Annotated in this window: 15 protein-coding genes; 9 read left to right on the forward strand and 6 right to left on the reverse strand. The window is 64.3% G+C overall.

All coding sequences use genetic code 11. The features are described from left to right. Positions 1-148: 148 nt before the first annotated feature. Complete coding sequence (locus tag FW760_RS21725; RefSeq protein WP_043859921.1) at positions 149-466, reverse strand: SCP2 sterol-binding domain-containing protein; 318 nt, start codon at positions 464-466, stop codon at positions 149-151. 55 nt (positions 467-521) lie between these two features. Next, entirely contained in the window at positions 522-1232 is a 711-nt protein-coding gene (locus FW760_RS21730; RefSeq protein ID WP_043859920.1) for a histidine phosphatase family protein, read from the reverse strand. A gap of 197 nt (positions 1233-1429) precedes the next feature. Here FW760_RS21730 and sohB point away from each other — a divergent pair, with 197 nt between their 5' ends. Continuing rightward, complete coding sequence (gene sohB, locus FW760_RS21735; protein ID WP_054915449.1) at positions 1430-2446, forward strand: protease SohB; 1017 nt, start codon at positions 1430-1432, stop codon at positions 2444-2446. 69 nt (positions 2447-2515) lie between these two features. Then, positions 2516-7438 carry an NEL-type E3 ubiquitin ligase domain-containing protein gene (locus FW760_RS21740; RefSeq protein ID WP_446443946.1) on the forward strand — a complete coding sequence of 1641 codons (4923 nt, stop codon included), beginning with the start codon at positions 2516-2518 and terminating at the stop codon, positions 7436-7438. Between the two features lie 53 nt (positions 7439-7491). On the opposite strand, the gene FW760_RS21745 is transcribed toward FW760_RS21740, so the two are convergent. Continuing rightward, entirely contained in the window at positions 7492-7986 is a 495-nt protein-coding gene (locus FW760_RS21745) for a DUF934 domain-containing protein (RefSeq protein ID WP_043859917.1), read from the reverse strand. Then, positions 7970-9628, reverse strand: a complete 1659-nt coding sequence (locus FW760_RS21750; RefSeq protein WP_043859916.1) for a nitrite/sulfite reductase — start codon at positions 9626-9628, stop codon at positions 7970-7972. Before FW760_RS21750 ends, FW760_RS21745 begins: the two co-directional genes overlap by 17 nt. A 228-nt stretch (positions 9629-9856) precedes the next feature. Here FW760_RS21750 and FW760_RS21755 point away from each other — a divergent pair, with 228 nt between their 5' ends. After that, complete coding sequence (locus FW760_RS21755; RefSeq protein WP_446443947.1) at positions 9857-10939, forward strand: ABC transporter substrate-binding protein; 1083 nt, start codon at positions 9857-9859, stop codon at positions 10937-10939. 272 nt (positions 10940-11211) lie between these two features. Here FW760_RS21755 and FW760_RS21760 read toward each other — a convergent pair whose 3' ends face one another. Both FW760_RS21760 and ccoN read right to left on the reverse strand, forming a co-directional pair. Beyond that, positions 11212-11424, reverse strand: coding sequence for a hypothetical protein (locus FW760_RS21760; protein ID WP_054915446.1), 213 nt, complete (start codon positions 11422-11424; stop codon positions 11212-11214). A gap of 10 nt (positions 11425-11434) precedes the next feature. Further along, positions 11435-12862 carry a cytochrome-c oxidase, cbb3-type subunit I gene (gene ccoN / locus FW760_RS21765; protein ID WP_210014633.1) on the reverse strand — a complete coding sequence of 476 codons (1428 nt, stop codon included), beginning with the start codon at positions 12860-12862 and terminating at the stop codon, positions 11435-11437. 451 nt (positions 12863-13313) lie between these two features. Between ccoN and FW760_RS21770 the strand changes: the two genes are divergently transcribed. From FW760_RS21770 to FW760_RS21795, 6 genes are read left to right on the forward strand one after another with little or no spacing between them, the layout of a single operon-like run. Beyond that, complete coding sequence (locus FW760_RS21770; protein WP_446443948.1) at positions 13314-14930, forward strand: phosphopantetheine-binding protein; 1617 nt, start codon at positions 13314-13316, stop codon at positions 14928-14930. Next, positions 14917-16494, forward strand: coding sequence for a class I adenylate-forming enzyme family protein (locus tag FW760_RS21775; RefSeq protein ID WP_052504287.1), 1578 nt, complete (start codon positions 14917-14919; stop codon positions 16492-16494). Before FW760_RS21770 ends, FW760_RS21775 begins: the two co-directional genes overlap by 14 nt. A 58-nt stretch (positions 16495-16552) precedes the next feature. Then, complete coding sequence (locus FW760_RS21780; protein WP_043863019.1) at positions 16553-17479, forward strand: alpha/beta fold hydrolase; 927 nt, start codon at positions 16553-16555, stop codon at positions 17477-17479. 12 nt (positions 17480-17491) lie between these two features. Next, positions 17492-18178, forward strand: coding sequence for a ribulose-phosphate 3-epimerase (rpe, locus tag FW760_RS21785; RefSeq protein WP_043863018.1), 687 nt, complete (start codon positions 17492-17494; stop codon positions 18176-18178). A gap of 27 nt (positions 18179-18205) precedes the next feature. After that, a complete protein-coding gene (gene hemE, locus FW760_RS21790) occupies positions 18206-19291 on the forward strand; it encodes a uroporphyrinogen decarboxylase (RefSeq protein WP_054915444.1) in 1086 nt (361 codons plus the stop codon). Beyond that, entirely contained in the window at positions 19284-19712 is a 429-nt protein-coding gene (locus FW760_RS21795; protein ID WP_043863016.1) for a MarR family winged helix-turn-helix transcriptional regulator, read from the forward strand. The genes hemE and FW760_RS21795 overlap by 8 nt, the downstream gene beginning before the upstream one ends. Positions 19713-19751 lie beyond the last annotated feature (39 nt).

A 19751-nucleotide genomic window follows, 5' to 3' on the forward strand; every position in this document is an offset into this window, starting at 1 on the left:
ATTGTTTAATCTAATTCTCGTGGATAAACCGAACAAGTGTTTGACTGTGTTATAGGCCAGCGTGTTGCACCACGATCACCACCCCTGATGCCGGGCGAAAAAAAACCGAAGCACAAGGCTTCGGTTCTGGTCGGCATCAGCGCAAGGCTCAGGCCGGGAACAGCTCGCTGAGTTTCATCGACAGCATCATGTCGCCTTCGACGCGCAGCTTGCCGCCCATGAAGGCCTGCATGCCGTCGGTTTCGCCGCTGACGATGCCCTTGAGGGTTTCGCTGTCCAGCACCAGGGTGCAGTTGGCGTCAGGGTTTTCGCCTTCCTGCAGGTCGCAGGTGCCGTCCTTGACGATCAGCGAGAAGTGCTTGTCTTCGTCGGTGATGTTGAAGCCGAACACCAGGTCCAGGCCGGCAGCGGCGGCAGGGTTGAACTTCTCTTGCATGGCTTGAACGGCTTTAGCTACGTCGGTCATGGTGTATTCCTTATTAAGTGATGTAAGCGACCCTGGGGCCGCAACAGGCCGGTGCTCATCGGTAGGTGATGAGCGCCGGCACCCTCAGCAACTGCACGTGGGCCTGGTTGTTGAAGGAAGCCAGCGCCACCTCGCGGCCACGAAACTTCAGCTGGCTGAGCGAGGTGTTGACGATCTGCCAGTTCAGCGCGAACGCCTGGCTGGGGGTGATGCCGGTGATCAGGTGGAGCAGGGCGGTGATGGTTCCGCCGGAGGTGAAGATGGCAATGTTGTCGCCTTGCCCGGCCTCGCGCAGCAGGCGTTGCAGGCCGTCGTGCACCTGCTCGACGAAGCCCTGCCAGCTTTGCAGGCCGTCGACATCGTGCTCGCCGCCGTGCCAGCGCTGCACCAGCAGGGCGAACAGGCGCTGGAACTCGCTGCGGTTGTCGCGGGCATTGCGCAGGATGTGCAGCGCCTCGGGCTCGTCCGGTAGCAGGCCGGGCAGCAGCGCGCGGATGACGGCGTCGGCGTCGAATTCGTTGAAGGCAGGGTCGGTTTCCAGGCTGGGTACCGCGCTGCCGGCAGCCTGCAGGCGGGCCAGGGCCAGGCGGGCGGTGTGCTGCTGGCGGCGCAGGTCGCCGGCCACGCAGCGATCCAGGCGCAGGCCCAGCTGGGCGAGGTGATCGCCCAGTGCTTCGCTCTGGGCAATGCCGGTCGGCGACAACACGTCGTAGTCGTCGGCACCAAAGGAGGCCTGGCCATGTCGAATGAGGTAGATGCTGCCCACGTCGTATGCCTGGAGTGAAGGTTCTGGCGAGGGTAGGTGGCCGATGGCGGCCTGTCAACGAAAAAACATACAAGCGTTTGAAAAGGTCGTTTGAACTGCGTTTCGGGGCGTTGCCCACGCTGGTGGAGGCGTGGCCGCGCCGGTATGCTTGGGCCACGTTTGGCGCCGTACGGGCGCAGACATGTTAAGGAGCTACTGTGGATTTTCTTGCTGAATACGCCAGCTTTCTGGCCAAGACCGCGACCCTGGTGATCGCGCTCCTGGTGGTGTTGTCGGCCATTGCCGGGTTGCGCGGCAAGGGCCGGCGCAAGGCCGGGGGGCAGTTGCACGTGACTCGCCTCAACGATTTCTACAAGGACCTGCGCGAGCGCCTGGAGTCGGGTCTGCTCGACAAGGCCCAGCTCAAGGCCCTGCGCAAGCAGCAGGCCAAGCGCGACAAGCAGCAGAAGAAAAAGCCCGAGGACAAGCCGCGGGTGTTCGTGCTGGATTTCGACGGCGACATCAAGGCCTCGGCCACCGAGAGCCTGCGCAATGAAATCACCGCGCTGCTGACCCTCGCCACGCCCAAGGACGAAGTGGTACTGCGCCTTGAAAGCGGTGGCGGCATGGTGCACAGCTATGGCCTGGCGTCCTCGCAGCTGGCGCGTATCCGCCAGGCCGGCGTGCCGCTGACGGTGTGCATCGACAAGGTGGCGGCCAGCGGCGGCTACATGATGGCCTGCATCGGTGACAGGATCGTCAGTGCGCCCTTCGCCATTCTGGGCTCCATCGGGGTGGTGGCGCAGTTGCCCAACGTCAACCGCCTGCTGAAAAAGCACGATGTAGACTTCGAGGTGTTCACGGCGGGTGAGTACAAGCGCACCGTGACCGTGTTTGGCGAAAACACCGAGAAGGGCCGCGAGAAGTTCCAGGAAGACCTGGACGTGACACATCAGCTGTTCAAGGATTTCGTCTCGCGTTACCGCCCGCAGTTGCACATCGATGAGGTGGCCACCGGCGAGGTCTGGCTGGGTGTGGCGGCATTGAACAAGCAACTGGTGGACGAGCTGCGCACCAGTGACGAATACCTGAGCGAACGCGCTCGCGATTCGAACCTGTATCACCTGCATTTTGCCGAACGCAAGAGCCTGCAGGAGCGCGTTGGCCTGGCTGCCAGCGCCTCCATCGAGAACACCCTGGTGGGCTTGTGGAGCCGCCTGGGCCGCTGGCGCTGAGCAATATGTAGCACTTCACCTGCGTCATGATGGGGTCTGCTTGGGGTTCAATCTACCCCGAGGACCATCATGACCACTCCCATCGATTCCACCGACACCTATGTCACCCCGGGGCCGCATGGCCCCTTCATCCATCAGCGCATGCCTGACTGGCTCAAGCACTCCACCCCTGCAAGTTTCGCGGCCCTGAGCCGGCCCTGGGGCGCCGAACAGCACCAGGGCGCAGGGGATGCGCCGGCGCCCTGGTTCAGCAATGCCCGCGAGGAGCAGCGCCAGGCACTGCTCGCCTGCCAGCAGCGCGCCCGCGCCTGCGCCGACGCGTTGGCGCGTACCCTGCGCCCCCTCAAAGGCATCGTCGAGTTCGCCGAGCCGCTGCTCAAGGCCAGGCTCAAGCGCGACTTGCAGCGCGACGACGACGTCAACACCCACGAATTCGTGCACGTTACCCACGACACCGAACTGCTGGGTGCGCTGGTGCGCGTGGTGCCCAGGCGCCAGAGCCTGCTGCAGGCGGCGCTGCAGAACTTTGCCCGGGATGCCGAATTCGACGCCGGTACGGCCCTGGCGGCCAAGGGCGCATTTTCCATGGCTCTGGTACCTGGCAGCGAGCACGCGCCGCGCTATCGCTACGTTTACAGCAGCAAGCTGGCGGTGGCCCCGCGCGACTTTGCCCGTGTGTGCCATGAGCTGGACCTGGGCAAGCAGTACCAGGACCACCTGGCTGCAGTGTACGAGGCGCCGGCCACCCATGATCGGGTTCGCCGGCAGTCCATCGAGGCCTACAAGGCGCGCCTGCGCGTGCGCACCTGGATTGCGGCGATGAAGGGCGAGATTGGCGAGGCTGCCCGCAGCGCCTTGCTCGGCTGGCTCGATGGCACCGGTGCCGCCCAGTACAACGGCAAGCCCCTGGTGTTCAGCACCCTGGAAATGTTCGGCATTGGCTTGTCCGGTATCTGGGTGGCCAGTGCCGACCGCCTGCTCAGCGAGCAGACCGAGCCTGTGCTGGTGTATGTGCCTGGCGCGCCCCTGTACCCGCTCAAGGAATACCCGAGCATCGAGGCGTTCAAGCGCGACCTGCGCATCAACCTGATTTCGCCGGCCTATCAGCAGGCCATGCGCGCGTGTGTGGCCCGGGCCGATGAAGAGCGCTTCTTCGGGCTGCTGGAAAGCAATCTGTTTCACCTGGTCGATGGCCAGCACGGGCTGCTGGAGCGCCAGCCCAACCTGGAGGCGGACCTGTACCTGCGTGAACACCGTGTGGAAGATGACCTGTTCGAGTTGCAGCATCGACGCCTGATCGAGAAGGCCAAGGCTGATGCGCGGCACCTGGCCGTGCCCAGTGCCGACGCGGACGAAGCGGCCCGCGAGGCGCGCCTGGCGTACTGGGAAAGCATCGGTCTGAACGTGCTCAACAGCGCCGCCTTCTTCGTACCCGGGCTGGGGGAGGTGATGGCGGTGGTGGCGGCCGGCCAGTTGATCGGGGAGGTGGTCGAGGGCATCGAAGACTGGGAGGTGGGTGATCGCGAGCTGGCCATGGCGCACCTGCAGTCGGTGGCACTGAACATTGCATTCGCCGTGGGCCTGGGGCTTGCCCTCAAGCCGTTGGCCGTCGGGCCGGGCAGCGAGTTGCTGGAAGGCACAGTCCAGATCAGGCTGGCCAACGGGCAGTACCGGCTGTGGAAGCCGCAGCTGGAGCCCTATGCCGCGGATGTCGATCTGTCGGGGGTCGTGCCGGACCTTCAGGGGCGCTACAGCGTGGGCGACAAGACCTACATTCGTGTGCAGGGCCGCGCCTACGAGGTGGTCGGCACCGAAGCGGGCCAGTACCAGGTCCGCCATCCTCGCGATGACGCCTACCAGCCGCCGGTGGTGCACAACGGCGCCGGGGCCTGGCGCCTCGAGGCCGAAGACCCGCAGCAGTGGGAAGGCCTGACGTTGTGGCGGCGCCTGGGCCATCTGGTGGACGGCATGGGTGACGAGGACCTGCTGAACATGGCCGCCATCACCGGCATCGACGAGGCACGCCTGCGCCGCCTGCACAGCAACAACGAGCCTTTGCCGGCGTTGCTCGGCGACAGCCTGGTGCGCTGGCAGATGAGCCGCAGGGTGGCGGATGTGATTGCGGCCATGCGCGACGGGCAACCACTGGCCACCGAGCTCGATGCCTTGCCCCTGGCCTTGCTCACACGCATGCCGGGTTGGCCGGCCGGTGTGCTGGTGCGGGTGATGGAGGACGGGCAGCTGGTCAAGGAGTACGGTACGCCGCTGAGCGCCGACAACCGGACCCTGTCGATCACGCGCCAGGAACTGGTCGACGGTCGCTTCCTGACAACGCTGCTGCAGGGCTTGACCGAACAGGAAGAGAAGGCCCTGTTCGGCCCCTACCTGGCCAGGACCGAGGCTGGTCGCCTGACGCAATTGCGTGAAGCCTATGCCCGTTACGCCAGCGTCAACCGCAGCCAGGTGTTCGACAGCCTCTACCGCGCCGACCCGGTGCAGGAGGTGGCGGGCATGGCGGTGGTACGCAAGCAGTTTGCCGGGCTGGCGTGGCGGCAGGCCAGAGAGCTGCTCGAGAGTGCCAGCGTCAGCGAGCGAGCGCAGCTCACCGCCAACCCGCCGCGGGTGCCGTTGCGCCTGGCCGAACAGGCCCGCTGGCTGGTGGAGCAGGCGCGCGTGGTGCGTGCCCGTGAGGGCCTCTACCTGGGCTACACCGATCGCCTGGACTGCCTGAAGGTTGCCATGGACCAGTTGCAGGCCTTGCCGGGTTGGTCTGGCGATGTGCTGTTGCAGGTGCGTGAGGGCAGCCCGTGGGGCGATGAGCTCAAGGCGGTCGGGAGCAGCACGGCCACCGGCACCAAGCGTATTCTCGCGCGGCTGGACGAAGGCTATCAGGCTTATGACAGCGAGCATAACGCGCTGGGCGGGGTGGAGCCGTTGTGCGCCGCCATGCTGCATGCGCTGCCCGACAGCGAGCGCGTGCTGCTGGGCCTGAACATCAACCAGGCCGACGCGTTGCGCCTGATGTTGGCCGAGAATGCCGCCAAGGATACGGCTGCGGTGCGTAGCAGCATCGGCGTGCGTCCGCGCACGCGCTGGTTCAAGCCGCCAATGCGCATGCTCGATGGTCAGATCGGTTATCCGCTCAGTGGCCGGCGCCCGTTCGGCAGGCCGCAGACGCCGATGCAGAGGGTCCGGGCGCTGTACCCCGACCTGGCGGTGGACGAGGTGCAGGCCTTTTTGCAGGAGCTAGGCGAGGGGCTCAGTGAGGAGGAGCTGCTGGTCAAGCTTGAGGGGCGTCGCCAGGAACTGTTCAAGCTGATCGATGAGCTGACCGCCTGGCGCAACGATCAGTCCGTGAGTTTCGCCACCCGTCGCCACCGGGAGGTGGCGGCCGATCGCATCGAGCGTTGCTGGCGGCGCCAGACCAGCCCGGTGGTAACCTTTGAAGGGCGAACCGTCGGCTACACCCTCAACCTGTCGGAGACGCGCCTTGACGGTCTGCCGATTCTGAGTGCCGATTTCAGCCATGTGGCGTCGCTGTTCATGCGCGACATGCAGTTGAGTGAGTTGCCCGAGGCCTTTATCGAGCAGTTTGCCAATACGCGCTGGCTCAACCTTTCCAACAACCTGTTCAGCACCCTGCCTGCCGCGCTGGAAGCCATACCGCGCATCACCCGGCTGACGTTCAGCTACAACAGCCTGGTCATGGATGCTGCTGCCAATGCGGTGCTGGCCAAACTGGTTCGTCTGAGAATCCTCAACCTGGACCACAACCCCTTGATAACCGCGCCCGATGTTTCGACCCTGGCCGACCTGCGCGGGCTCAGGCTGCAGCACACGGGCATCAGTACCTGGCCGACCGGCCTGATGGACCTTGACATGCTCGAAGAGGTCGACCTGCGCGCCAACAACATTCAGGTGGTGCCGCAGGACGTGCTGGCGCCCGCAGCCGAGCGTGTCGATCGGGTGTTGAGGATCAATCGGGTCACCAGCCTGCACGGCAACCCGATCGATGCCGACAGCCAGGTCAGGCTGACGGTCTATCGTCAGCGCACGCGTATCAGCTTTGGCGTGACGCCGAACCTGCGCGTCCATTTTGCGCCCGAGCCGATGGCTGCCGGTGCCACGGCCTGGCTTGCCGGTGCAGATGCGGTGCAGGCGGCCGAACTGCAGGCGATGTGGGGTGCGCTCAAGGCCGAACCGGGCACCGGCGAACTGTTCCGGCTGTTCGATGACCTGGGGGAGACGTCCGATTTTCGCGAGACCTACGACGACCTCAAGCAGCGGGTGTGGGCGCTGATCAAGGCAGTGAGCGCCAACACGGCGCTGCGCGAGGAGGTACTGCAGACCCTGGACAGCGTGCGCAATTGTGGCGATGCGGTGATCCTGGTGTTCAGCCAGCTTGAGGTGCAGGTGCTGATCAACCACGCCCTGGCGCTGGGTAGCCAGCTGGGTGCCGAGTGGTCACTGATGAAGCTGGCGCGTGGGCTGTATCGTCTGGAGCAGGTCGAGCTGATTGCCCAACGGGTCATCGATGCACGTGTGCGTGCTGGCACGGTGGTGGACGAGGTCGAAGTGCGGCTGGCTTACCGTACCGCGCTGACCGAGCCGCTCGAGCTGCCGGGGCAGCCCAACACCATGCGCTACCGAGCCACTGCCCAGGTCACCGATGCCGATATCAAGGCTGCGCAGAAGGAGATCGAAGAGGGCGAGACGCCGGCAGTGCTCAAGGCTTCGATTGCCCAGCGCGACTTCTGGGTCAGCTACCTGAAGGTGCAGTATGCCGAGCGCTACCAGCGCATCGCCAAGCCGCTGCACGCCCGCATGGAGGCCTTGCAGGCAGATGCCGATGCCGGGCACATCACCGAAGCGGCGTACCTGCGCCAGAGCCACGTACTGCAAGCCAACCTGGCCAAGGAGGAGAAAAAGTTGCTGGAGACGCTGACGGCAGAAATCTGGAACAGCGTGCCTGACCAGGTCACCCGGTTGTAAATTCGACGCCACAAAAAAAGGCCCCGCAAGGGGCCTTTTTCATGGGGCGGTGTTCAGCGTCGACGGAACAGCGGCTGCGGCTCGTCGGTGGCGGCCTGGTAGGTCACCGAGAAGTCCTGCAGGCTCTGCAGCGCTTCGACCGGGTCCTTGTCGGCCCGCAGGGCGAAGGCGTCGAAACCGCAACGCTTCATGTAGAACAGCTGGTCGCGCAGCACGTCGCCGATGGCACGCAGCTCGCCGGTGAACTTGTAGCGGTCACGCAGCAGGCGCGCATTGGAGTAGTTGCGCCCGTCGGTGAAGGCCGGGAAGTTCAACGCGATGACCTGGAAGCTGGCCACGTCATCGCCGATTTCCTCGGCTTCCTCGTCGGCATCCAGCCACACGCCCAGGCCGCCGTCGCGGGCCTTGAGGGCATGGGCGTGCTCGCGCCACAGGTGCAGCGGCACGATGTAGTCGTCGCAGTTGGTCAGTTCGTCCAGGGTGACGTCCTTGGGCAGCAGGTGCCAGGTTTCGTCGACGATCTGGTTGCCCTTAATGATTCGCTGCATAGACGCGCTCCTTGAAAGGGTCGATGCCAATACGTTGGTAGGTGTCGATGAAGCGCTCGTCTTCAGTACGTTTCTCGACGTACACATCGATCAGCTTCTCGATCACGTCCGGCATGTCGTCCTGGGCGAACGAAGGGCCGAGGATCTTGCCCAGGCTGGCGTCGCGGCTGGCGCTGCCCCCCAGGGACACCTGGTAGAACTCCTCGCCCTTCTTGTCCACCCCGAGAATGCCGATATGGCCGACGTGGTGGTGGCCGCAGGCGTTCATGCAGCCGGAGATGTTCAGGTCCAGTTCGCCGATGTCGAACAGGTAGTCCAGGTCGTCGAAGCGGCGCTGGATGGATTCGGCGATCGGGATCGACTTGGCGTTGGCCAGCGAGCAGAAGTCGCCACCCGGGCAGCAGATGATGTCGGTCAGCAGGCCGATGTTCGGCGTGGCGAAGCCGTTTTCACGCAGCTCCAGCCACAGCGCGTGCAGCTGGCGCTGCTCGACGTCGGCCAGGATGATGTTCTGCTCGTGGGAGGTACGCAACTGGCCGAAGCTGTAGCGTTCGGCAAGGTCGGCCACCGCGTCCAGCTGCTTGTCGGTCAGGTCGCCCGGCGCCACGCCGGTCGGCTTGAGCGACAGGGTAACGGCCACATAGCCCGGCTTCTTGTGCGCCAGGGTATTGCGCGTGCGCCAGCGGGCGAAGCCCGGGTGCTGCTGGTCGAGCTCGGCCAGCTGGCTGTCGAGGTTGTCCAGCGCCAGGTAGTCGGGGTCGACGAAGTGCTTGGCCACGCGATGCACTTCGGCATCGGTCAGGGTGGTGCTGCCGCCGCGCAGGTGCTCCATTTCGGCGTCGACCTTCTGGGCGAACACCTCCGGCGTGAGGGCCTTGACCAGGATCTTGATGCGCGCCTTGTACTTGTTGTCACGGCGACCGTAACGGTTGTACACGCGCAGGATCGCGTCCAGGTAGCTGAGCAGGTCCTGCCAGGGCAGAAATTCGTTGATGAAGGCGCCCACCACCGGGGTACGGCCCAGGCCGCCGCCGACCAGCACGCGAAAGCCCAGTTCGCCGGCCGCGTTGTGCACCGGCTCCAGGCCGATGTCGTGCACTTCGATGGCCGCACGGTCGCTGGCCGAGCCATTGATGGCGATCTTGAACTTGCGCGGCAGGTACGCGAACTCGGGGTGGAAGGTGGTCCACTGACGCACGATTTCACACCATGGGCGCGGGTCGATCACTTCGTCCGCGGCAACGCCGGCGAACTGGTCGGTGGTGACGTTGCGCAGGCAGTTGCCGCTGGTCTGGATCGCGTGCATCTGCACCGTGGCCAGCTCGGCGAGGATCTCGGGGATGTCCTCCAGGGCAGGCCAGTTGTACTGCACGTTCTGCCGGGTACTGATGTGCGCGTAGCCTTTGTCGTAGTCGCGAGCGATTTTGGCCAGCATCCGGGTCTGGCGCGACGTCAGCTGGCCGTAGGGCACGGCTACCCGCAACATCGGGGCAAAACGTTGAATATAGAGGCCATTTTGCAGGCGCAGGGGGCGGAACTCTTCTTCGCTCAGCTCACCGGCCAGGTAGCGTCGGGTCTGGTCTCGGAACTGCTTGACGCGGTCCTCGATGATCCGCTGATCGTACTCGTCGTATACGTACATAGGGGTCCTGTTCTCAGGCTGCTTGCAGCTAATCGCGCGCACGGCCGCGCACTCCGGGGCGGAGCCGAGGCAAGATAGCAGTTTGCGTTTATGCGCAAAAGTGATGTTTTTGCATATGAAAAGAACTATATGGACTAAGTGAGACTGGCTAGCGTTTGGCTGTCACCTGAGCGTTGCCCGTGCCGTCGCGGTTATACTCGGCGCTTTGCGTTGCAGGAGCGTACTCGAATGCTCAAGGCCTTGTGCCTGTCGGTGTGGCTGGGCCTGTCGCTGGTGAGTGGCGCCCAGGCGGCCTCGGTGGTGTTTCTCAATCCGGGCAACGCCGACGAGACCTTCTGGGTCAGTTACTCGCGTTTCATGCAAGGCGCCGCGCAGAACCTGGGCATGTCCCTGCGTGTCGAGTACAGCGGGCGTGATCGCCAGCGTGTGTTGCATCAGGCGCGACAGGCGCTCCAGGGGCCGCAGCGGCCGGACTACCTGGTGCTGGTCAACGAGCAGTACGTGGCGCCGGAGATCATCCGCCTGTCGCGCGGCAGCGGGGTCAGGCTGTTTCTGGTCAACAACGGCCTGACGGTCGACCAGGCGCGCCAGGTGCACGAGTATCCGGACCGTTATCCGCCGGTCCTCGGCACCCTGACCGGCAACGACGAGGAGGCCGGCTACCGCATGCTCAAGACGCTGGTCGAGCAGTTGCCGCCCGCTGCCCTAGAGCAGGGCGTGGACCTGCTGGCGTTCTCTGGGTTGAAGCACACCCCGGCAGCGCAGTTGCGTGAGCAGGGCATGCACCGGGCGTTGGCCGAGTTGCCCGGCGTGCACCTGCGCCAGCTGGTGTATGGGGAATGGAGTCGCCAGCGCGCCTATGAGCAGGCGCAGTTGCTGGGTGCGCGTTATCCGCGTACGCAGCTGGTGTGGTCGGCCAATGACGAGATGGCGTTTGGCGCGATGCAGGCATTCGAGGAGGCCGGGCGGGTGCCGGGCCGGGATGTGCTGTTCAGTGCGGTGAACAGTTCGCCGCAGGCCCTGCAGGCGCGAATCGAGGGTCGATTGAGCGTGTTGATGGGCGGGCACTTTTCTCTGGGCGGGTGGGCCATGGTGCTGCTGCACGATGATGCGCAGGGCGTGCCGATCGGTCAGTTGCTCGCCCGGCCGCGGCCGGTGCCGGTGCTTCAGCTGATCGATGCGGTCAAGGCGCGGCGCTGGCTCACGCTTGAACAGCAGGGCGACTATGGGCTGGATCTCAAGGGGTTCAGCGCCGTTGGCAAGGCGCCAGGGTATCGATACCCGTTCCTGAAGGACGCGATGGACTACTAACCGACGAGCTGTACAAAAACCCTGCTTGAGCAAAGGGCATTGCTGGACTTAACTGCATCAGGTGCAGTGCATTCCCATAACCACAACAAGAGGCAATGCAATGGGAAATCCAAGCAAGGCAAGCAAGCCGGACAGCAGTGTCGATGCGTGGGCGATACTCTGCCTGATTGTGCTGGTGGTCGTGACGGCAGTTTACTGGGTCAGTCATCAATAGGCGACGCCGCAAGAGCGAATCAACCCGCTCTTGCGGACATGCCGGTACAGCACCACCCTCAAGCCTTCAGCAAAGCCTCCGGTGCCTCGGCAGGCACCGGTCGCCCGATGGCCTGCTCGACCCGGCGCGCCACCACCGGGTCATCGGCAAAGGGTATGAGGCTTGCCTGGTCATCCACCTGGTCGCTATGGCGCCTGAGGCAGGCGCTGGTGATCAGGTAGAAGAACACCAGTCCGGTCACGCAATACAACCCATATGCCCAGCCGTTCATTCGCTGCCCCTTACGCCATCTGCGCGTTGTCCAGTGCCAGTTTCGGGTCTGCCACGCGTACCGTGCGCCAGGTGTTCCAGGCCATCAGCAGCATCCCGCTCAGGAAGCACACGCCACCGACGAAGCGCACGATGAAGCCCGGGTGGCTGGCCATCAGTGCCTCCACGAACGAGTAGGTGAGGGTGCCGTCGTCGTTGATCGCGCGCCACATCAGGCCCTGGGTGATGCCGTTGACCCACATCGAGGCGATGTACAGCACGGTACCTATGGTGGCCAGCCAGAAGTGCAGGTTGATCAGCCCGATGCTGTACATCTTCTCGCGGCCGAACACCTTGGGAATCATGTGGTACAGCGCGCCGAAGGTGATCATCGCCACCCAGCCCAGCGCACCCGCATGCACGTGGCCGATGGTCCAGTCGGTGTAGTGCGACAGGGCGTTGACGGTCTTGATCGCCATCATCGGGCCTTCGAAGGTCGACATGCCGTAGAACGCCAGCGACAGCACCAGGAAACGCAGGATCGGGTCGCTGCGCAGCTTATGCCAGGCGCCCGAGAGGGTCATCATGCCGTTGATCATGCCGCCCCAGCTCGGGGCCAGCAGGATGATCGACATCGCCATGCCCAGCGACTGCGCCCAGTCGGGCAGGGCGGTGTAGTGCAGGTGGTGGGGGCCTGCCCAGATGTACAGGGTGATCAGCGCCCAGAAGTGCACGATCGACAGGCGGTAGGAATACACCGGCTTGCCGACCTGCTTGGGCACGAAGTAGTACATCATCCCCAGGAAGCCGGTGGTCAGGAAGAAGCCCACCGCGTTGTGGCCGTACCACCACTGCACCATCGCATCGGTGGCCCCCGCGTACACCGGGTAGGACTTGAACCAGCTGACCGGAATCGACAGGTGGTTGACCACGTGCAGCATCGCGATGACCACGATGAAGGCCCCGAAGAACCAGTTGCCGACATAGATGTGCGTGCCCTTGCGGCGCAGCAGGGTGCCGAAGAACACCACGCCATAGGCCACCCACACGATTGCCATCCACACCGCGCCGGTGAATTCGATCTCGGCGTATTCCTTGGTGGTGGTAAGGCCCAGGGGCAGGCTCAGCAGCATGATCACGATGGTCGCCTGCCAGCCCCAGAAGGTGAAGGCGGTCAGCCAGTCGCTGTAAAGGCGTACCTGGCAGGTGCGCTGCACCGCGTAGTAGCTGGCGGCAAATTGCGCGCTGCCGGCGAAACCGAAGATCACCAGGCTGGTGTGCAGGGGGCGCAGGCGGCCGAAGGTGGTCCAGGGCAGGTCCAGGTTGAGCTCCGGCCAGACCAGTTGCGAGGCGATCCATACGCCCATGGCCATGCCGACGATGCCCCACACCACCGTCATGACCACGAACTGCCGGACCACCTTGTAGTTGTAGGCCTGTGCCTGTTGATGAGTACTCATGGCTGTTTATCCGCGTTTCCTTCCTAGCCCACCCCCCGACGGGACGAGCACAGGCGCTGACTCTAGAAAGCCTGCCGCAGACAAAACAGACTCAGAAACAGGCCTTATATACGGATCAGATAAAAGCCCTGTATTCATTGGGCAAAAGCGCTACTGATCTGTAACAGGTGCGACATTTGAACGCTGTTATGCGGCCTAAATCGCCGTCAACGGGGTGACCATCGGCCGCAGCCAGGGTTCATTGGAATTATCTTGACATCACCGCGAAACGCAGTAGAGAATTTCACAAACTTTGCGCGCAAAGTTTTGCAGGCAGGGGCTTTCTGTCGTTGTTGCAGGCGTTGCGCGATCCGATACGACACTTAACGCGCCAGGGCTAACGGGACGACGCAGGTGCGCATCCCGCGCACGCATTCGGCACCGGAAAATATAATAACGAAGGGAGCAACAGATGAAGCTTTCCAAAGAATTGGTCCTCCAGGCAAAGGCGACATTCGGTACGCCTACCTACCTGTATGACGAGGCGGTGCTGCGCAGCAGTTTCAATGAACTGCGCGACGCCTTGCCCGACTGCGTGGATATCTTCTACGCGCTCAAGGTCAATCCGAATCTGTCGCTGGTGAAGCTGATCCGTTCGTACGGCGGCAACACCGAGGTCTGTTCGCTGGGCGAGCTGGAAATCGCCCTGAAGGCGGGCGTTGCACCCCAGGACATCATTTTCCTGGGCCCCTACAAGAAGCCCGAGGAACACCGCCGGGCGCTGGAAGTGGGGGTGTTCGCCATCGTCGTCGAATCCGAAACCGAACTGCGCGCGCTCTCTGCCCTGGCCGGCTCGCTCGGTTGTACCGCACCGGTGGCCATTCGCATCAATCCCAATTTCTCGGCCTCGGGCTCGCCCTGGAAGATGGGCGGGCGCCCGACCCACTTCGGTATCGAGGAAGACACCGCAGTGGCCAATTTCGGCCAGTACCTGGCGCTGCCCAACCTGCATATCAAGGGCATTCACGTCTACAACGGCACCAAGATCCTCGACGCCCAGTCGGTGTATGACAATGCCAGCTACATCCTCGACCTGTACCGCAACCTCACCCTTCGCTACGACCTGGACCTGAGCATGGTCGACGTCGGCGGCGGCCTGGGCATCAAGTACTACGAGAACGAAAAGGAACTCGACACCCGTCAGCTCAAGCAGCTGCTGGCGCCGCTGTTCGACAGTTTCCATCGTCAGTTCCCGCGTACCCGCATCATCGTCGAGTCCGGCCGTTTCGTGGCCGGCAAATGCGGCGCGCTGCTGGTCACCGTCGACAACATCAAGCACAACCACGGCAAGACCTTCGCCGTGACCGACGGCGGCACCAACTGCCACGGTGCCGCGGCAGGCAGCGGCCAGGTGCTCAAGCGCAACTTCCGCATCGTGCACGCCACCGGCAGCAATGGCGCACCGCTGCGCGAATACCATATCTCCGGCCCGCTGTGCAGCCCCGACGACCTGCTGGGGCGTGACGTGCGCATCGAGACCCTGAGCGAAGGCGACCTGCTGGCGGTGACGGCCTCCGGTGCCTATGGCCCCACGGCCTCGCCCACCCTGTTCCACAGCCATGGTCACCCGGCCGAGGTGATCGTCAGCCACGGCCGCCTGTTCCTGGCCAGGGCCCGTCAGACCGCACTGGAGATCCGCGACAGCCACGCCGACGTGGCGCTGGACGACATGCTCGCCGCCCCGGCCAGCGCACCTGTCGCCAGCAGCGCACCGGGCGTGACGGCCAGCGGCGCCACGCAGACGCAACTGATCGAGATCCTGCGGGTGGTGCTCAAGCTGCCAGCCAGTACCGAGGTGCGTGCCGACTCGCACCTGCGTGACCACCTGGGGCTCGACTCGCTCACCTCGATGGAGCTGCTGGTCAGCCTGGAGGACGAGATCGAAGGCTTCTTCGTCAACCCCGACACCATTGCCCCCGGGCACTTCAATACCGTGACGACGCTGGCGCAGTACATCGACGCCAACCGCCAGAACGCCCCCGAAACCGCCTCGCAAGGCCAGCCAGAGGTACATTATGAGCCGGTCTAGCGTGCTCCTGCAGCAGGTACTGGAGGCCAGCAACGGCCTGTACCCGCGCAAGGCGGCAGTCATCTATGCCGATGAAACCTACACCTATGCCGACCTCGACGATTCCAGTTCGCGGCTGGCCTCGGGCTTGCAGGCCTGTGGCCTGCAGCGTCAGGAACGGGTGGTGCTGTGCCTGGGCAACCGGGTAGAAACCATCTGTGCCTTCTGGGGTGTGCTCAAGGCCGGTGGCGTGGTGGTCAATGTCGGCCTGGAGACCCACGCCGAGGGCCTTGACTACATCGTGCGGGACGCCGAGGCCTCGGTGCTGATCACCACCTCGGAGAAGTTCGCCAGCCTGTCGGTGGACACCCCGAGCCTGCCGTACCTGCGCACCATCGTGCTGCTGGACGGCGAGGCCGACTCGGCGCTGACACGCACCTTCGAGGGTGTGCTGATGCAGGGCAACGGAGCTCCGGTGCCTTGCGGCACGCTGGACCTGGACCTGGCCGCGATCATCTATACCTCCGGGTCCACCGGCGAGCCCAAGGGCGTGATGCTGACCCATCGCAACATGCTCGCGGCGCTGTCGTCGCTGCACACCTACCTGGGCTACAACGACAGCGACCATGTCCTCTGCTCGTTGCCGCTGTCGTTCGACTATGGCCTGTACCAGATGATCATGGCGCTGAGCGCGGGCGCCACCCTGGTACTGGAAAAGGAATTCACCTGGCCGATCTTCCTGATCAAGAAGATCCGCCAGTACCAGATCACGGTCATCCCGTTCGTGCCCACCATGCTCATGCTGCTGCATGAGTACGCGAGCAAGCGCAACGCCAGTTTCGAGCACGTGCGCATGGTCACCAATACCGGCGCGGCGCTCAAGCCGCCGCACATTGCGCAGATGAAGGCGCTGTTTCCGCAGGCGCAGATCTTCTCCATGTACGGCCTGACCGAGTGCAAGCGCTGCACCTACCTGCCGCCAGAGGACATCGACAGCAAGCCGGGCAGCGTCGGCATCGCCATTCCCAACACCGAGTTGTGGCTGATCGACGAGCACGGCCAGCGCATCGACCAGGCCCACCAGGTGGGCCAGTTGGTTATTCGCGGCGCCACGGTCATGGCCGGCTACTGGCGCAACCCGCAGGCCACGGCGAAAAAGCTCAAGCCCGGCCCCTATCCCGGGGAGAGCGTGCTGCATACCGGCGACTACTGCCACCTGGACGAAGACGGCTACCTGTATTTCGAAGGCCGGATGGACCACGTGATCAAGTCCCGCGGCATGAAGGTCAGCCCGGCGGAAGTGGAAGACTTCTTCTATGCCATGGCAGGCATCGACGCGGCAGCGGTGGTCGGTGTCGAGGATGCTGCGGCCGGCGAAGGGCTGTGGGCTTTCGTGACCTTGAGCCAGGGCGTCACGCTCAGCGCCGAGCAGTTGCTCGAACGCTGCCGCGCCGGGCTCGAGCCGCACAAGGTGCCACTGGCAATCAGTATCGAGCTCACCTTGCCGCGCACCGCCAACGGCAAGTTCGACCTCAAGCAGTTGCAACACACGGCACGCTCGGCACAGCTGGCGGCCGCCGGCTGACAGGCGCTGCGGGTGTTGCCCGTTACCTCGAAACAGTGCTTACGCAGGGAGTATCTACATGCGTCTTGGCAATAAAGGCAGGGACCAGACCCTGGACGTCAACGGGCAGACGTTTGCCCTGCGGGTCTGGGGCGAGGAGGGGGCTCATCCGGTATTGGCCGTGCATGGCTGGCTGGACAACGCCGCCTCGTTCGAACAGGTGGCGCCGTACCTGAAGGATTGCTTCGTGGTGGCGCCGGACCTCGCCGGGCACGGACGCTCGGACCATCGGCGTGCCGACAGTGGCTACTATCTGTGGGAACATGCCGACGACATGAATACCCTGGTCGAGTGCATGGGCTGGAAGCGCTTTTCGGTGATCGGCCATTCCATGGGCAGCGGTATCGCGTCGATCCTGGGGGCGATGAACAAGTCCATCGACAGCATGATCTTCCTCGATGGCATGGGCGCTCCGTTCACCATCGCCGAAGAAGACACCGTGGAGCACCTGAAGAAGGCCCATCGCCTGATGCGCCTGGCCCTGCGCACCCGCCTGCATGGGTTCTCGGCCCCCGACAGCGTGCAGTTCAGCAGCGTCGAGGCGGCGGTCAACGAGCGGCGCAACAGTATCGACGGCCTGCTCTCGCCGGCCTCGGCACGCCTGCTGGCCATGCGCGACCTGCTCAGCGTGGGGGATGGCTACCGCTGGCGTCACGACCCGCGGCTGGTGCTGCCCGAACCGATGCAGCTGACCGAGCGTCAGGCCTGCGACTTCCTGCGCCAGATCAGTTGCCCGCTGCATGTGATGCTCGGGCGCCAGGGCCTGTTTGCCGGCCCGGAATTCGACAAGCGCAAAAAAGCGTTGCCCTGGGCCAGCCGTGTGCACTGGCATGATGGCGGGCACCATTTTCATCTCGAAGCGGCAAGTGACAGCCTGATCGCACAGATCAACACCGCCCTTGCGCAAAACGAGCAGGGCCCGGTGCGACGAATAGCCAATGAGTAACGGAGTAGGCGTGTGAAAGAGTTCTGGATTGCCCCGTCGATGCTGGCGGCCGATTTTGCCCGGTTGGGCGAGGAAGCCGAGCGGGTTCTGGCTGCCGGTGCCGACGTCATCCACATCGACGTGATGGACAACCACTACGTACCCAACCTGACCATGGGGCCGCAGTTCTGCAAGGCCCTGCGCAGCTACGGCATCACCGCGCCGCTGGATGTGCACCTGATGGTCACCCCCGTGGACCCGATGATCCAGGCATTTGCCGAGGCGGGTGCCGACTACATCTCGATTCACCCCGAGGCCACCGTTCACCTGGACCGCTCCCTGCAACTGATCAAGGATCTGGGGTGCAAGGCGGGCCTGGCCTTCAATCCGGCCACAGGGCTGGAGGAATGCAAGTATGTGTTCGACAAGCTCGACCTGTTGTTGCTGATGTCGGTCAACCCCGGCTTCGGCGGGCAGTCGTTCATCCCGGCGGTCTTGCCCAAGATCGAAGCAGCGCGCAAGCTGATCGATGCCAGTGGCCGTGACATCCGCCTGGAAGTGGATGGCGGGGTCAACCTTCACACCATCGGCCAGGTCGCTGCGGCCGGTGCCGACATGTTCGTGGCCGGTACGGCGATCTTTTCCCAGCCCGATTACCGCGCCACGCTCCACGCCTTGCGCAGCACGATTGCCGATGCCGCCCCGCGGCGCCAGTCATGAGCTGTGCAGTGAATTTCGCGAACCAGCATGAGTTACCCGTCCTTGCACAATAATACGTTTATCAAGGCCTTGCTGCGCCAACCCACGGCGCATACGCCTGTCTGGCTGATGCGCCAGGCCGGCCGCTACCTGCCCGAGCATCGTGCCCTGCGTGCCAGGGCCGGCTCGTACCTGGACCTGGTGAAGAACCCGGACCTGGCCACCGAGGCCAGCCTGCAACCGCTGCGCCGTTTCAGCCTGGACGCCGCCGTGGTGTTCGCCGACATGCTCAGCCTGCCCGACGCCATGGGGCTGGGCCTGTACTGCGTGAACGGCGATGGCCCGCGCTTTCGTCACCCCTTGCGTGACGAGGCGGCCATCGAGCGCCTGCGCGTACCCGAACCCGAGGCGCTGGAGCACACCTACCAGACCCTTGCCCAGGTGCGTCACGAACTGGAGGGCAAGGTGCCGGTGGTGGGCTTTGCCGCAAGCCCCTGGACCCTGGCCTGCTACATGGTCGAGGGTGGCCCGCCGGGCGACTGCCAGTTGATCAAGAAGATGCTCTACCGTCGCCCGGAACTGCTGCACCGGTTGCTCAAGGTGCTCGGTCACGCGGTGGCTGCCGACCTCAATGCACAGATCGAGTCCGGCGCCCAGGCGGTGATGCTGGTGGACAGCTTCGGCGGTGTGCTGGCCGACGCTGCCTATCGGCGTTTCTCCCTGTATTACCTGCGTGAAGTGCTGGCGCGCCTGCACAAGACCCAGCATGGCGTGCGCATTCCCTCCATCGTGCATACCCGTGGTGGCGCCCAGTGGCTCAGCCCGCTGGCCGACAGCGGCGCCGATGCGCTGGGCCTGGACTGGACGTGTGACCTGGCGCTGGCACGCCAGCTGGTGGGCAACTGCGTGGCGCTGCAGGGCAACCTCGACCCGGCCGTGCTGCTGGCAGACGAGGCGAGCATTCGCCGCGAGGTGCGACGCACCCTGCAGACGTTCGGACCACCGGCGGCCGGTTTCGGCCATGTGTTCAACCTGGGGCAGGGCATTTCGCCGGCCACTTCGCCAGAGGCGGTTGCAGTACTGGTCGACGCGGTGCATCACTACAGCCGCGTCGCGGGAGGTGTGCATGCTTGACCCGACGTTCGACTTCGACAAGATGCTGTGTTTCTCGCTGTATTCGACAGCCAACGCCATGGTTCGGGACTATGCCGAACCGCTCAAGCGACGTGGCGTCACCTACCCGCAACTGCTGGTGATGGCCGGGTTGTGGGGCAAGGATGATGTGTCGATCAGCGCCTTGAGCGAGCTCACCCTGTTCGACCTGGGCACGTTGACGCCAATCGTCAAGCGCCTGGCGGATGCGGGGTTCATCACCGTGTACCTGGACCCCAGCGACCGACGCCGACGCAACCTGCTGCTGACCGACAAGGGCCGTGAGCTCAAGGCCGAGGCGGCGCAGGTGTTCAGCAACATGGCGTGCAAGATCGACCTGGGCGAGGGCGAGGTGGAGCAGGTGCTCAACGTGTGCCACCGGATCCGTACCCGCCTGCGCTGACCCGCACCCATTCGCCAGCAAGGCCTGCTCCTGTAGGAG

It is taken from the genome of Pseudomonas sp. 1176_21 (assembly GCF_052850635.1).